We start from the raw sequence: 14,708 nt of genomic DNA on the forward strand, positions 1-14,708 counted from the left end.
GCACACGAACGAGGGGTCAGGGGCAAGGCCGCCCCTGACCCCTCGGGACGAGGACTACTCGGAGCGGCCCGGCTTCTCGGCGCTCGCCTTGGGCGCCTCGGGCTTCTTGGCCTCGGGGGTCGCCGGTTTGGGCTGCATGCACTCGCTCTTCTTCGGCATGTCGTTCAGGTCCTCGGGCTTCCTGAGGTCGCTCTGGCCCTTCACCGTCGCGCTCGACTCCTGCATTCCGGCGGCAGCCGCCGCGGACACCGAGCTGGGCTGCTGGGCGTACTGGGCCTGCGCATCGGCCGATGCCTGGGTGTTGCGGATGAACGCGCCGAGGAAACCCAGGACGACCCGCGCCTCGGGTGACTGCTCCTGCACGATCTTCGCCCGGGAGGAAGCCCCGTGGATCGCGCTGGTGTACAGGCTCGTGGTCGTGTCGTCGTAGGTGGCGTCGTCGGCGTCCTCGAAGTCGACGCCCGCTCCCGGCTGCGGCTTGTCCCGATCGGGGATCACCGAGAAGAGCCCCGCGCCTTGGCCCGCGAAGCGGAAGATGTTGTCGAACACCATGATCGTCACCTCTGGTCGTCGTCGTGGCGGTGCCGCACGTGCGGTCAGGGCTGCTTGTACAGCTCGCGCCGGCTGTCGGTCAGGCTCTCGCCGTCGAACATCGTGTGGTGGACCTCCAGGGCGGAGACGACCTCGGCCAGCCCCTTCATCCGGAAGCCGCCGCCGGCCAGGCCGACGTCGCCGATGTCGCGGGCGACCAGCTGGTCGAGGCCGGGGTAGTCCCCGCGCTGCGGGGGTGCCAGGACCGCCACCGGAACGTCGTACTGCACCGCGATCAGCCCGGAGAAGGTCACCGGGATCTCGTACGTGTACTGCTTGCGGGTACGGCGCTGTGTCACGAGGGTCTCCACCCGGGAGCCCGGGGGGACCTTCCCCGAGATCTGTGATTTCGAGGCCCAGCTGGTGGACAGGGAACCGCCGACAGAAGCCGCGACGCCCTGTGCCAGCGCGGCGTTGAGCCCGGCGGTACCGGAGGCGCTGCCGGTGGTCGTGAACGCCGTCGACCCTGTCACCGAGCCCGTCGCGGTGTTGGTCACCCCGTTGGTCATGCCCATGTCCATGGCGTTGGCGTTGTCCACGCCCACGTTGTCCTTGCTGTTCTTGTTGGTCATCGTGTTCGTGTTCTTGTTCGTCATCTCGTTCTTCAGCTGCGCCTGAAGCTGCGCCTGGAGGTTCAGTCCGAGCTGTAGCTGAAGCTGCAACTGGAGCTGCGCGCTGACGCTGCCGCCGAAGGTGAGCTTGGAGTCTCCCTGGAGCGACCAGGTGGCGCCGTTCGACACGGTGAAGTCGACCGAGTCGGTGAAGGTCATCTCGGACTGGCTGCGGTTGACGTAGGTCCGCGAGGAGAAGGTGTCGGGCGGAGGCTGGCTGATGTCGCGCCGCTCCTCGATCAGCGGCTCCCCGAGATTCATGTAGGCGAGCCAGCCCAGATCGAACGCCAAGCTGCCGGTGAAATCGCCGAAACCCAACTTGTTCACGGAGAACCCGACGGGCCTGTGCCGCACACCGTATTCATCGACATATACCAGGCTGGGGTGTCCCAGGATGGACTCCGGGGCCTGCGCGATGCCGAGTTCCCGCAAGTTCTTCTTGGTCAGCGGCTGGCGCTTGGCCCGTTCCAGGTTGTACGCGTTGGAAGGCATTTCCCGTCCTTGACTGATCCGGTCGAACCGCGCTCGGCGAAAGGGAACCAGGAACCCGCGCACGTTCGGACGATCGAAAGTATCACGGCCCCCATTGCCGGGGAAGGCGAATGCACGCATCACACTCAATCGTGTGGTCAACGTTTGGCGCCTGCCGGTGCGTTGCGGGAGGCGGAACCTTTCCTCACGGCGGTCACCCGAAAGATGACTTCTCGGCCACCCCACCTGCCCGTACTGTGGCCTCGATCATTCCCGTGGGCGAGGGATGTTCCTCGATCGTCCGTGCGCTGCCCGAATTCCTTCGCCCGATGGCGATGTGGCCTGTGGTCATTCCGCGTGAGAATCCTGCAACGAGCGCCCGACGTATTGTTCTCCCCCATTCAGAACAGGTGAGGTTCCGCGATGTACACCCAAGAACGCACGGCGATGGCGAATTTGGTGGTCGGCGGCCCGGTGGCGGTGAACAGCTACGACAACGCGATCGTGGCAGCGCTGATCGAGAATCGTCCGGTCATGCTCGTCCACGCCTTCAACGGCGGTTACCTGCGGCCCGCCGAACTGAAGGAGGCGAGCCACGACAAGGGGGTCAAGCTGGCGACCGCGCTCGACTCCGCCACCAAAGACGCGGAGGGCCATCTCTGGTACATCACCCCCGGCGGCTTCTTCGGGCAGCGACCGCTGTACTTCATCGAGAGCGCCGCGGGCCAGGTGCCACCCCCGCCCGCCGGCGTGGGCGGAGCCGGAGCGGGCGGGGCCGGCGTGGGCGGGGCCGGCGTGGGCGGAGCCGGCTTGGGCCGCGGCGACGACGGTGCGCCGAAGCCGCAGCGCAGGCGCGTCACCGTCCACCAGGAGGCCCCCAAGAGCGCCGCGGACACCGTCCAGGTGGGCCTGCCCGACAAGGTGGGCGACAAGTGGCGCGGGAAGAACGGGGCGCCCGAGGACACCCAGCTCTGGGTCGTCACCGTAACGCCGTGGGGCGGCATCACCTTCGTGCCGATCACCCACCCCGACGCCATCCTCGGGTTCAAGGACCACGCGGTGACGGCCGACAGCGAGGTGCGCCTCACCTACAACTGGGGCGGGGACTTCACCGGGACGGTCATCAACACGTTCTACCCGCGACTGCCCAACGAGTGGAACGTCCCGTACCACCACGTCTTCACGTGAGCCGGCGCCGCGCCACACCCGTCCCGGGCCGACGCCCGTTCCACATCAACGCCCGCACCGCCTGGAAGAGGCACCACGATGCCCGTGCCCACGGAAGAACTGAAACTGGAGATCGTCAACGCCGCCACGGGGAAGACCCTCGGCGCCAGGGCCGCGCCGGGCGCGGACGGGGCGCTCGTCGTCCGCGACTTCCCCGATACCGGCCCCGGCCCGGAGCAGTGGCAGCTCAGCCCCGTGCAGGCCGCGCAAGGCGGGCGGGAACACGACGACCAGGCATACGTGATCCGCAACGCGGTCAGCGGCAAGGTGCTCGACAACCCTGCCGCCGCGGACCGCGGCGTCCGCCAGTGGGCCGCCACCGCCGGCAGGCAGGGCCAGCAGTGGCACCTCGTCCCCGTCGAGGGCGAGGCGGGCCTCTACTTCATCGAGGGCGCGACCGACGGCGCCGTTCTCGACCTGGCCGAACCCGGAGCGGACGACACCCGGATCGTCCTGCGCGAGTACGACGACGGCGCGGAGAGCCAGCGGTGGCGGTTCGTCACGGCCGAGCCCGAGCGCACCAGCGACGCCGTGCTGCGCTTCGCACCGCTGGACCACTGGAACGGCCGCCGGTCCTGGCGGCTGGCCCCCTCGACCGCGCTGCGGCCGGCACCCGACGCGAAGCCCTCCTTCAGCGACATGCTGCTGGTCCTCGATCAGTTCGGGAGCGACCAGGCCGCAGGCGGCTGGAAGACCGACGAGGCCGTCCCCTCCTCCAACGGCCGACCGGACCGGTGGGCCGGCCTCGGTGCGCGCTTCCTCGCCGACACCACCGGAACCGGACGGCCGGACATCGTCGGAATCAAACCCGCCAAGGGGGCGGTCACTTCGTCCGGCGGAGGCGACGGCACCTTCGGCGACAGCGAGCGCGTCCTGCACTCGCCCCCGCCCTCCCCGAGTCCCAAAGACCTGTGGACCCTCGCGGACACGACGGGCGACGGCAGGTCCGCCATCGTCGTGCTGGCCGCCGACGGTGTCCGGGTCTCCCTTCGGAGCGAGAGCGGGACGTTCACGCCCACGGGCGGAAAGCTGGCCCTCAAGGCGTTCGGCCACGGCCCGCAGGCCGGCGGGTGGGTTGACGGCAAGCATCCCCGCTTCCTCGCCGACACCACCGGCGACGGCCGACTCGACATCGTCGGCTGCCACGACGACGGCGTCCGGATCTCACTCCAGAACGAGGACGGCACGTTCACACCCCTCGCCGACGAGCCGGTCCTCAAGGCGTTCGGCCACGGCCCGCAGGCCGGCGGGTGGCTCGTCGGCAAGCATCCCCGCTTCCTCGCCGACACCACCGGCGACGGCCGGCTCGACATCGTCGGCTGCCACGACGACGGCGTCTGGGTGTCACTCCAGGACGAGGACGGGGCGTTCGCCGAACCTCTCTACGTCCTCGACGACTTCGGCGTCCACCAGGGGTGGAGCTCGGTCGAGGAGCACCCCAGGTACCTGGTCAGGACCACCGGTGGCGGAGCGCTGGACCTCGTCGGGTTCGGCCCGCAGGGCGTGGTCGTGGCCCGCGGGCGCGGCGACGGCACGTTCGAGCCCTCGAAACTCGTGCTGAACGACTTCGGGCTCGCCCAGGGATGGACCGGCGGGAAGCACCTCCGGTGCCTCACCGACGTCACGGGGGACGGCAGCCCGGACATCGTCGGCTTCGGTGACGAGGGGGTCTGGGTGTCGCACAGCCGCGGCGGCGGCCGGTTCGAGCAGGCCCAACTGGTGTGCCGAGGTTTCGGATACGACGACGACGCGGGCGCCTGGCGGGTCGACCGCCACCCCCGCTTCCTCACCGACATCACCGGTGACGGGCGTGTCGACATCGTCGGTTTCGGCGGGCCGGGAGTCTACGTGGCCCGCAACCTCTTCCGGCGCTTCAGGACCCGATGACCCGCGAACTGGGGTGCGCGCAGGCGTGAGCGAGGTCGGGGCGGTGAAGGTCTCCCCTCACTCGGCCGTGCGGCGCGGCCCGGGCGCCCCGGCGCACCCTCACGCGCCCGGGGCGGCCTGCTCGGAAGCGCCGTCGAGCGCGTCGAGCACCGCGTCGCCGTTCGCCCTCGCCCACTCCGTCAGCATGTGGATCGGTTCGATCAACGTCGCCCCGAGCGGGGTGAGTTCGTACTCGACGCGGGGCGGCACCTCGGCGTAGGCGTGGCGGCGGACGAGGCCGTGCGCGGCGAGCCGCCGGAGCGTCTGGGTGAGCATCTTGCGGGAGATGCCACCGATCAGCTCGATCAACTCGCCATGCCGAACAGGGCCCTTGCTGAGTCCGTAGAGCACGACCACCGTCCACTTGTCGGCGATCAGCTCGACCGCCAGACGTGCCGGGCAGTCGGCGAGGAAGAGATCACCGGGGGGACCGAAACCGCTCATGGGGCCAAAGGTACCTGCGGGTTCCGGTCGGAAACCTAGCCTGGGTGCTCCCCCCTTCCGAGCCAGGAGAGTCATGCGAACCATCACCCAGCAGACGCTCGGCGGTCCCGAGGTGCTCACCGTCGTGGACACGCCCGAGCCCCGCCCGATCCCGGGCGAGGTGCTCGTCCGGGTCAAGGCGATCGGACTGAACCCGCTGGAAGCGCGCCTGCGCGCCGGCGAGTTCCCGCTGATCGGCCGGCCGCCGTTCGTCCTCGGCTGGGACATCAGCGGCGTGGTCGAGGAGGCGCCGCAGACGTGGCGGTTCCGGCCCGGCGACGAGGTGTTCGGGATGCCGCTGTTCCCGCGGGCGGCGAGCGCGTACGCCGAGGCCGTGGCGGCCCCGGCGCTGCACCTGGCACGCAAGCCGGCGTCGCTCTCGCATGTCGAGGCGTCGGCGCTGCCGGTCGTCGGGCTGACGGCCTGGCAGGGCCTCGTCGACCTCGGCGGCGTGACCGAGGGCGACCGTGTCCTCGTCCACGGCGGCGGTGGCGGGGTCGGCCACGTCGCGATCCAGATCGCGAAGGCGCTCGGCGCGTACGTGATCGCGACCGCCGGCCGGAGCAAGCGGGCGTTCGTCGAAGGGCTCGGCGCCGACGAGGTGATCGACTACACGGCGGTCGACTTCAGCGAGGCGGTCCGCGACGTCGACGTCGTGCTCGACACGATCGGCGGCGACACCGCCGAACGGTCACTCGGCGTGCTGCGCCCTGGCGGTCACCTGGTGACGGCGGTCGCCGAGGAGGACACCGCGCTCGCCGCCGCGTACGAGGCGGCCGGCATCCGCTTCAGCGGCATCGCGGTCGACCCCGATCCGGTCGCCCTGCGAGGGCTCGTCGCGCTCGTCGAACAGGGCAGGCTCCGGGTCCACGTGCAGGAGACGTTCCCGTTCGAGCGTGTCGCCGACGCGCACCGGCTGCTGGAGGGCGGCCACCTCCAGGGCAAGCTCGTCCTCACCGTCTGATTTCGGCGCGGGGCTGCCCCCATCGCACCCCGCCCCGCCCCACCCCGCCCTCAGCGTGAGCCTTCGGAGCCTGCCCTTCAGACGGGGCCTGGCCTTCCGACGGAGCCCGCCCTTCAGATGGGGCCCGCCCTTCCGAAGTCGCGGTCGACGCCGATGCCCAACGTCCTGACGAGCTGGGCGAGTTCCTCGCGGAAGAGCTTCTCCGGGCTGGTGGTCTGGGTGCGCATGTGGCCGTAGACCTCCAGTGACACCAGTCCGTGCAGGTGCCCCCAGATCCGCAGGGCCAGGGCGACGGCCGCGGGCGGCAACTCGGGGAAGGCGGGACGCACTTTCGCCAGCAGCCCGGGGTCGAAGTCGGCCCAGTCGAAGTCGCTGTCCTGGTAGTGCTGCCGGGCGTGGGGCCAGGCGGCTGCCGCGAGGGCGGTGATGCCGGTGCAGACCCGGCGGGCGGCGTCCGGGGCGGCGCCGCCCTCGGGGGCTTGGTAGCCGGGCACGGGGTCGCCGTAGATGAGGCGGAAGCCCTCGGGGTTGGCCAGGGCCCAGGCCCGGAAGGCGTTGGCCCATGCCTCGATCCGGACGGCGGGTTCCGCGGAGGGCGCGGCGTCCCAGGCGGTGTCCACGGCATCGGCCAACGCGGTGTACACGTCGTTGATCAGCGTGGTGACCAGGTCGTCCCTGGTCGGGAAGTAGCCGTAGATGGCGTTGGCGGTCATACCCATCTCACGGGCGATGGCCCGCAGGGTGATGGCGTCCGGGCCGCCCGAGGCCATCAACGCCAGGGCCACCTTCTTGATTTCGGCCGTCGTCTCGGCCCGTAGCCGCTCGCGCCTTCCGCTGCTGCCCGTGACTGTCACAACAGGCACTCTACAGCGTCGAGTTACTTCACCCCGTACAGAAGCTGCACGGCGTATAGTTTCCGCACGGCGTCACCACCGTGGCGTTCCGCTTCTGCATGCACCGGGGAGAACCAACATGCACATCGGAGTCATCGGAGCCACGGGCACCATCGGCGGCCGGGTCGTCAGCGAAGCCCTCGACCGCGGCCACCACGTCAAGGCGTTCAGCCGGGACGCCGGCCAGGCGCAGCGCGAGGAGCGTCGGGAGAACATCACCTGGACGAGCGTCGACGTCCTGGACCCGGAGAGCATCGCCGCCGCCCTGCCCGGACTTGACGTCCTGATCAGCGGATTCCAACCGGGCAATGCCGCCAAGGACTTCGCGGACACCTTGCGGCGCTCGGTCGCCGACCCGACCGTCTACGCGACGGCGGCGCGGGCCCTGCTGAAGGCATTGGAGACCCGTCCGCGGACCCGGCTCATCGTGATCGGCGGCGCCGGCAGCCTCGAAGTCGAGCCGGGAGTGGTGCGGGCGGACTCGGACGAGTTGCTGAACCCCGGCCTCGACCGGCTCGGGCTGCCCCGCGAATACGCCGCGGCGGTGCGCGGCCACCGCGACGCCCTGACCGTCCTGCGGACGTCGAACCGGCTGTGGACCTACTTCAGCCCCGCGGAGGAGATCGCCCCCGGCGAGCGGACCGGCCGCTTCCGGATCGGCGGCGACCAGGTGGTCCAGGACGCCGACGGCCGCAGCCGCATCTCCGTGGAGGACGCGGCGGTCGCGTTGATCGACGAGGCGGAGCTGCCGCGCTTCGTGCAGCGCCGCTTCACCATCGGCTACTGAACGCCCGGCGCACGATGCGGACGGGCTCTGCGCGGGGGCCTGCGCGAGGCCGCGTCCGCGTCCCGGAACCGCCGGGGATGTCGTGGACGTGGCGAGGCCGTGTTCGCGCGCCGGCGAGGCGGCGACGCTCGTACGCCGACGCGCCTGCCGCGGTCGCTCGGGGCCCGGGAATTCCGTGGCAGGCCCCGCCTCGGGATGCCAGGGTTCGGGGATGGGAACTCCACTCGGCAGCGATTCCGACACCTCGTGGCTCGGCACGCCGATCGACGTGCGCCCTTTGTTCGCAACGGAGTTGGCCTCCCTCCTGGATCTCCTGCGCACGCTGGTGCCGGCCGACTGGGAGAAGGCGGTGGTGCCGGGCTGGACGGTCCGCGATCTCGCCGCCCACCTCCTCGGCGACTACCGGGGCCGCCTCGGCTGGGCCACCCCCGGCTTCCGGCCCGCCTTCGGGCCCGGCGAGACGCTGGAAGCCTTCATCCATCGCGCCAACCAGCAATGGGTGGACCTCCACGCCGATACGGACTCGGCGACGCTCGTCGGGGCGCTGGAACGCGCCGGCACGCAGGTCGTCCGGCGGTTCGAGGCGGCCGACCTCGACGCCATGGGGCTGGGCGTGTCCTGGGCCGGGGCCATGCCCGCCGCGCCCAACTGGCTCGACGTCGCACGGGAGTTCACCGAGTACTGGACCCACCGCCAGCAGATCCGCCACGCGGTCGGCCTGGACACGGACACCGCGACGCGTCCCCTGGCCGCGGTCCTGGACACCTTCCTGCGCGCCCTGCCCCACACGCTCAGCGCCACCCCGGCGACGGCGGGAACACAGGTCCAGGTGGTCATCGACGGCCCGCCCGGCGGCACTTGGACCGCCACCGCCACCGCGACCACCCGCTGGTCGCTCGCGGAAGCCCCCGCCGGCCCACCCGCCGCAACCGTCCACCTGGACGCGGAGACCGCCTGGCGACTGTGCACCCGCGGCATCGAGCCCACCACGGCCCTGTCCTCCGCCCACCTCCAAGGAGCCCCCCACCTCGCCCGCGCCGCCCTCCAGATCGTCTCCATCGTCCGCTGAGCCCCACCGCGTCCGACCGATTTCCGCTGCCGCGGCGCACCGGCCGGGTGCGGTGGGGGCGGTGGTACGTTCGGTGGGTGTGGGAGGTCGACTACTCGTCCGTGGGGATGACGGCGCCGGAGGGGCCCGCGGCGCCCGCGGGGTTTCACGGGCTGACCGTGCGGACCCGGCTGGGGGTCGGGACGTACGACGCGGCGGCTCGCGCGCTGTTCGGGTGGGAGATGCACCGGGGCACCCCGTTGCTGGACGTGCCCGCGGGCACCCCGGACGCCGCGCCCGGGGTGCGGGTGACGGTGCGGATGGGCCCGCTGCAAGCGCCGTGCCAGGTGGTGTGGACGCTGAACGAGGCCGACCGCACGGGCTTCGGGTACGGGACGCTGCCCGGGCACCCGGAGTGCGGTGAGGAGTCCTTCGTCCTGCGCCGGCACCCGGACGGCTCGGTCGACTTCACGGTGCACGCCTACAGCCGTCCCGCCGCCTGGTACCTGCGCGCCGCCGGCCCGCTCGGCCGCCTCGGGCAGCGCGTCGCGGCCGACCAGTACGGCAGGGCGCTGCGCCGGGCATCCCGCGGGCGCTAAGCCCGTAGCCCGGGTTCAGGCGGGAAGCTCACCCGTGGCCGCGTCGAGCGCCAGCACGCGGCCGTTGACGGAGGTGTACACGAAGCCGTAGGCGGCGGCCATGTCGCCGCCCACCTTTTCCAGTGTCGCGGTGGACCAGCGCTGCGAGCCGTCACCGGTGTCGACGGCGTAGACGGTGCCGTCCTTGTCCTCGGTGCTGGCGACGAAGACCAGGTCACCCGCCAGTGCGATCTGCGTGGGGTACTCCTGGCTGGTCTTCACCACGTGGCCCCACTTCCTCTTCCCCGTCGACGAGTCGAGCGCGTGGACCAGTCCGTTGCCCAGATCGTCGCCGCCGGTGAGGTAGAGCGTGTCGCCCGCCGCGCGGATGCTCTCCCCGTTGAACTTCAGCGACCACTTCCTGGTGCCCTCGGCGGCGTGGAGCGCGTAGAGGGTCGTGGCGTCGTCGAGGACGTACACGACTCCGCCGGACACGACGGGCGGCTGGTCGGGGCGTGCTCCGGAGCTGAGCGGGAAGGCCCACTTCTTGGCGCCGCCGGTCGCGTCCAGCGCGTACAGGGCCTTGCCGCCGCTGACATACACGGTGCCGTCGGCCACCGCCAGAGCGCCGGAGTCCTTGTCCCCCAGCGGGTGGTCCCACAGCTTCCGCCCGCTGTCCGCGTGCACGGCGTACGCGTGGCCGTACGCCGTGAAGTAGACGATTCCGCCGGCCACGACCGGCGCGTCGCCGGTGTCGCCGAAGGCGCAGAACCACTTCTTCCGGCCCTGCGCGTCCAATGCGCCCAGGCCGTACGTGGTGCCGACCTGCCCGGCCGCGTACACCGCCCCGCCGGCGGCCGTCAGGGGGTCGCTGAACCGGTACTCCCGGGAGAAGTCGGCGGGGCCTTTCCAGCGCTTGCGCCCGGTGCGCGCGTCCAGGGCGACGACGGTCTCCTCGGTGGAGACGTACAGCACACCGCCGGCCACGGTGAACCGCGGCGGCTTGTCATCAGTGGTCGGACCCTCGACGGCGTACTCCCACGGGTCCACCTTCTTCTCGGGCTTCGGCGGGGTGTGGCCGCCGGCCTTCAGGGCGATCCCGATGCCGCCGGCCACCACGGCGGCCCCGCCCAGGCCGAGCCACAGGACGCCGCGCCGCCCGAACGCCCTGGGCGCGTCGGTCGCCGGGGCCCCGCCGGCCCCCGGCGGGAAGGCGGGCGAGGAGGCCGGCGGGGAGGCCGGCGGTGCGAACGGTGTACCCGTCTGGGTCGGCAACTGGTGCGCGGGAGCGGGCGTATGAGAGGGGGGAGCGGCGGGAGCCACGGGTATGTCGGGCGTGGTGGGCGTCGGCACCCGCACCGACGCCAGGTCCAGCGCCCGCAACTCGTCGTGGACGGCGGCCGCCGACTGCGGACGGTCCTCCGGCCGCTTCGCCAGCAGCCGCAGCACCAGGGCATCGAGGGCGGCGGGAAGCCCGGCGCGCAGCGAACTCGGCGTCCCGGGCGGCCTGGTGAGGTGCGCGGTCATCAGCGACACCGGGTCGCTCATCGTGAACGGCGGCTTCCCGGTGAGCAGTTCGTGCAGCACGCAGCCGAACGCGTACAGGTCGCTGCGCGCGTCCCCGGACTGCTCCGCGAACCGCTCCGGCGCCATGTACGCCAACGTGCCCATCACCTGGCTGGACTTGTCGGTGGCGGCCATGAAGCGGGCGATACCGAAGTCGAGGACCTTGACCTCGCCCTCGGCGGTCAGCATGAGGTTCGCGGGCTTCAGGTCCCGGTGCACCACGCCCGCCCCGTGCGCGGCGGCCAGCGCGGCCGCGGTCTGGGCGGCCCATTCGACGCTCAGCGCGGGCGCGGGCGGGCCGTCCTCGTGCAGCACGACCGCGAGGTTCCGCCCGCTCACGTACTCCATCACGAGGTAGAGCGCGCCGTCGCTCGGGTCGCGGCCCAGGTCGTGAACGGTGACGACGCCGCGGTGGTTCAGCCCGCCGGCCGTGCGCGCCTCCCGGAAGAACAGGTCCGCGGCAAGGCCGTGCTGGTGGTCCGGCAGCAGCTTCACCGCCACCCGGCGCCCGATCACCCGGTCCCGGCCCTCCCACACCTCCCCCATCCCGCCCCGTCCCACGAACGCCACCAGTTCATACCGGTCCGCTACGACTCGCACCTCTACGTCCCTCCCGAGCGTTCCCCCGCCAGCCCAACCACCCCGCACCGTAACGGAATCGCCCCGCCCCACGCGCCCCAACTCCGGTCCGCCGCACCACCCCCGGGTGCCGCCGAGCCCCGGCAGGTCGCCGCCGGGGACGCCGAAGGGCCGGTCCGCGTGAGGTGCGAACCGGCCCGTGGCAGTGAACTCCGTGGCGCTCAGCCTCAGTTGCTGCGCCGCACCCCCGGGGAGACGACCAGGCGCTCGATCAGCCAGATCAGCCCGACCATGGCCAGCGCGAGCAGCGCGATCAGGGTCGCACCGCCCACCACCGTCGAGTAGTTGCGCTGGTAGAGGCCGTCCACGATGTACCGGCCGAGGCCGCCGAGGCTGACCGTCGCGGCGATCGCCGCGGTGGAGACGACCTGGATCGTCGCCGAGCGCAGGCCGCTGATGATGAGCGGGAGCGAGGCGGGCACCTCGACCTGGAAGAGGACCGCCATCGGCCCCATGCCCATGCCGCGGGCCGCGTCCACCGGGGCCGGGTCGACCGTGCGAATCGCCTCGTAGGAGGTGACCAGTATCGGCGGGACCGCGAGGGCGATCAGCGGGATCATCACCGGGACCAGACCGATGCCGAGCCAGAAGAACATCAGCACCAGCAGACCGTAACTCGGCAGCGCGCGACCCGCGGTGGCGATCAGCGCGAGGGCGTTGCCGCCGCGCCCGGTGTGGCCGGTGATCAGGCCGATCGGCAGCGCGATGGCGGCGGCGATGGCCAACGCCTCGAAGGTGTAGCCGAGATGCTCTTCGAGGCGGTGCGGAACGCCGTACTCGCCGTGCCAGTGCGCGCTGTCGCTGAAGAACACGTTCATGAAGTGGAAGATGTTCACCTGGCCGCGCCTTCCAGCTCGGCCGGACCGTCCGCGTGGCCGCCACCGTCACCGGACGTGGCGGGTTCGACGGCGGAGGCGAGGCTCGCCCGGCGCGCGGCCTTGCGGCCACGCGGCATCCAGGGAGTGAGCAGCGTCCGCACGCCGATCAGCAGCAGGTCGATCACGACGCCGAGGATCGCGATGGACACCACCGACGTCACCGCGAGGTTGGACCGGTGGTAGGCCAGCGCGTCACCGAGCAGGTTGCCGAGGCCGCCCTGGTTGCCGATGATCGTCCCGACGCTGACCAGGCTGATGCTGGAGACCGTGGCCACCCGCAGCCCGGCGAAGATCGCGGGCACCGCCATGGGCAGTTGCACCTGGAAGTAGCGCTGGAAGGAGTTGAAGCCCATCGCCTCGGCGGCCGCCAGCGTCTCAGGAGGCACCGATCTGACGCCGTCGACGATCGACGGCAGCAGGATCACCAGGCTGTAGATGGTCAGCGGGATGATCACGGTGGTCGCGCTGTCGCCGGTGTAGTCGATCAGGAAGACGAAGAACGCGATCGACGGGATGGCGTAGAGGATCGTGGTGATCCACAGCACCGGCGGGTACAGCCACCGGAACCGCACGCACGCCTGGGCCAGCGGCAGCGACACCGCGAGGCCGATACCGACCGGGATCAGGGACTCCTGAAGGTGCACGCCGATCAATCCGGCGTAGGAGTGCTGGAGGTCGCTGGGAAGATCGAAGAATCCGTTGCCGCCGCTGCTCATGGGGCGACTCGCACCGCTTTGGAGTCACGGCCGGCCGGGCCGCTCCTGCCACCGCCCGCCCCGCCGGCGCCCTCACGCTCCGCGTGCGCGGAGCGGATCGCCGCGCCGATGGTGGCCTGCGAGGTCACCCCGACCACCCGCCCGGTGTCGTCGACCGCGACCGCCCACCCGGTGGGCGAGAGCACCGCGCAGTCCAGCGCGTCCCGCAACGACTCGCGGCCGAACTCGAACGGCCGCCCGTAGCTGATCAGATCGGCGGCCGGGACGCTGTCGGCGCCGCCCGCGAGATCCTTCGGCTCGGCCCAGCCCAGCGGCTTGCCGTCGGCGTCGGTGACCAGCAGGTACGGGGTGTCGGCGGTGGTCCGCTCGGCGACCTGCGCGGCGGTGGCGTCGACCGGGACCACGGGCACGGTGGTGAGTTCCAGGCCCGCGGAGGTGAAGAACGACAGCCGCCGCACCCCGCGGTCGGTGCCGAGGAAGTCCTCGACGAAGGCGTCGGCCGGGTGGGAGAGCAGCTCGTCCGGCGGCGCGAACTGGGCGAGCTTGCCGCCGGTGCGCAGCACCGCGATCATGTCGCCGAGCCGGATCGCCTCGTCGATGTCGTGCGTGACGAAGACGATGGTCTTGCCCAACTCCTCCTGGATGCGCAGGAGTTCCTCCTGGAGCACCTTGCGCACGATCGGGTCCACCGCGGAGAACGGCTCGTCCATCAGCAGCACCGGCGGGTCCGCGGCGAGCGCCCGGGCCACCCCGACGCGCTGCTGCTGGCCACCGGAGAGCTGGTACGGATAACGCTTGGCGAGCGAGGAGTCCAGGCCGACCCGCTCCATCAGCTCGGACGCGCGCTTGCGGGCCCGGCTCTTGTCCCAGCCGAGCATGCGCGGGACGGTGGCGATGTTGTCCAGGATGGTGCGGTGCTGGAAAAGGCCGGCATTCTGGATGACGTACCCCATCGACCGGCGCAGCGCGTTCACCGGCTGCTGGTGGATGTCGGCGCCGTCGAGCAGGATGCGGCCCGAACTCGGCTCCACCATGCGGTTGATCATGCGCAAGGTGGTGGTCTTGCCGCAGCCGGAGGGCCCTACCAGCACGGTGATGGAGCTGTCCGGTATCTCCAACGACAGGTTGTCGACCGCTGTCGTGCCATCGGGATACCGCTTGGTTATCGACTCGATCTGTATCAAAAGTCCGTGTCCCCTCCGGGATTGGGCATCGGTGCGGCCTGCTCCCGGGCACGAACGCACAAGCCGTCGCGGGCAGAGTCTAGACCGCGAGTATTACAGGAGTTTGGAATTGGCCAAGGCGGCTGGTCTTATGCCCCGCCACGACT

Annotated in this window: 14 protein-coding genes; 6 read left to right on the forward strand and 8 right to left on the reverse strand. The window is 71.4% G+C overall.

Annotated features, from left to right (window positions below; all coding sequences use genetic code 11):
* Positions 1 to 54: 54 nt before the first annotated feature.
* Entirely contained in the window at positions 55 to 552 is a 498-nt protein-coding gene (locus OG896_RS11700; protein WP_329364799.1) for a hypothetical protein, read from the reverse strand.
* 44 nt (positions 553 to 596) lie between these two features.
* Complete coding sequence (locus OG896_RS11705) at positions 597 to 1,694, reverse strand: hypothetical protein (protein ID WP_329364801.1); 1,098 nt, start codon at positions 1,692 to 1,694, stop codon at positions 597 to 599.
* Between the two features lie 402 nt (positions 1,695 to 2,096).
* Here OG896_RS11705 and OG896_RS11710 point away from each other — a divergent pair, with 402 nt between their 5' ends.
* A complete protein-coding gene (locus OG896_RS11710) occupies positions 2,097 to 2,861 on the forward strand; it encodes a hypothetical protein (RefSeq protein ID WP_329364802.1) in 765 nt (254 codons plus the stop codon).
* A gap of 78 nt (positions 2,862 to 2,939) precedes the next feature.
* Positions 2,940 to 4,787, forward strand: coding sequence for an FG-GAP-like repeat-containing protein (locus OG896_RS11715; RefSeq protein ID WP_329364804.1), 1,848 nt, complete (start codon positions 2,940 to 2,942; stop codon positions 4,785 to 4,787).
* A gap of 99 nt (positions 4,788 to 4,886) precedes the next feature.
* On the opposite strand, the gene OG896_RS11720 is transcribed toward OG896_RS11715, so the two are convergent.
* Positions 4,887 to 5,270, reverse strand: a complete 384-nt coding sequence (locus tag OG896_RS11720) for a winged helix-turn-helix transcriptional regulator (RefSeq protein ID WP_329364806.1) — start codon at positions 5,268 to 5,270, stop codon at positions 4,887 to 4,889.
* Between the two features lie 73 nt (positions 5,271 to 5,343).
* Between OG896_RS11720 and OG896_RS11725 the strand changes: the two genes are divergently transcribed.
* Positions 5,344 to 6,273 carry an NADP-dependent oxidoreductase gene (locus OG896_RS11725; RefSeq protein ID WP_329364808.1) on the forward strand — a complete coding sequence of 310 codons (930 nt, stop codon included), beginning with the start codon at positions 5,344 to 5,346 and terminating at the stop codon, positions 6,271 to 6,273.
* Between the two features lie 113 nt (positions 6,274 to 6,386).
* Here OG896_RS11725 and OG896_RS11730 read toward each other — a convergent pair whose 3' ends face one another.
* On the reverse strand, positions 6,387 to 7,127 hold the full coding sequence (locus OG896_RS11730) for a TetR/AcrR family transcriptional regulator (protein ID WP_329364810.1): 741 nt from the start codon (positions 7,125 to 7,127) through the stop codon (positions 6,387 to 6,389).
* A 118-nt stretch (positions 7,128 to 7,245) separates the two neighbouring features.
* Here OG896_RS11730 and OG896_RS11735 point away from each other — a divergent pair, with 118 nt between their 5' ends.
* From OG896_RS11735 to OG896_RS11745, 3 genes are all read left to right on the forward strand, one after another.
* A complete protein-coding gene (locus OG896_RS11735; protein WP_329364812.1) occupies positions 7,246 to 7,953 on the forward strand; it encodes an NAD(P)-dependent oxidoreductase in 708 nt (235 codons plus the stop codon).
* A 211-nt stretch (positions 7,954 to 8,164) separates the two neighbouring features.
* On the forward strand, positions 8,165 to 9,022 hold the full coding sequence (locus tag OG896_RS11740) for a maleylpyruvate isomerase family mycothiol-dependent enzyme (RefSeq protein ID WP_329364814.1): 858 nt from the start codon (positions 8,165 to 8,167) through the stop codon (positions 9,020 to 9,022).
* 77 nt (positions 9,023 to 9,099) lie between these two features.
* Complete coding sequence (locus tag OG896_RS11745; protein ID WP_329364816.1) at positions 9,100 to 9,600, forward strand: DUF1990 domain-containing protein; 501 nt, start codon at positions 9,100 to 9,102, stop codon at positions 9,598 to 9,600.
* A gap of 15 nt (positions 9,601 to 9,615) precedes the next feature.
* On the opposite strand, the gene OG896_RS11750 is transcribed toward OG896_RS11745, so the two are convergent.
* From OG896_RS11750 to OG896_RS11765, 4 genes are all read right to left on the reverse strand, one after another.
* Positions 9,616 to 11,745: a protein kinase domain-containing protein gene (locus OG896_RS11750; protein WP_329364818.1), complete on the reverse strand. Its 2,130-nt coding sequence runs from the start codon at positions 11,743 to 11,745 to the stop codon at positions 9,616 to 9,618.
* Positions 11,746 to 11,951: 206 nt separating this feature from the next.
* Positions 11,952 to 12,602 (reverse strand): ABC transporter permease, encoded by a 651-nt coding sequence (locus tag OG896_RS11755; protein ID WP_402442639.1) that lies wholly within the window; start codon positions 12,600 to 12,602, stop codon positions 11,952 to 11,954.
* A gap of 14 nt (positions 12,603 to 12,616) precedes the next feature.
* A complete protein-coding gene (locus OG896_RS11760; RefSeq protein WP_329364822.1) occupies positions 12,617 to 13,378 on the reverse strand; it encodes an ABC transporter permease in 762 nt (253 codons plus the stop codon).
* Positions 13,375 to 14,562, reverse strand: a complete 1,188-nt coding sequence (locus OG896_RS11765) for an ABC transporter ATP-binding protein (protein ID WP_329364824.1) — start codon at positions 14,560 to 14,562, stop codon at positions 13,375 to 13,377. Before OG896_RS11765 ends, OG896_RS11760 begins: the two co-directional genes overlap by 4 nt.
* Positions 14,563 to 14,708 lie beyond the last annotated feature (146 nt).

The sequence above is a fragment of the Streptomyces sp. NBC_00669 genome (assembly GCF_036226785.1).
Taxonomy (GTDB): Bacteria; Actinomycetota; Actinomycetes; order Streptomycetales; family Streptomycetaceae; genus Actinacidiphila.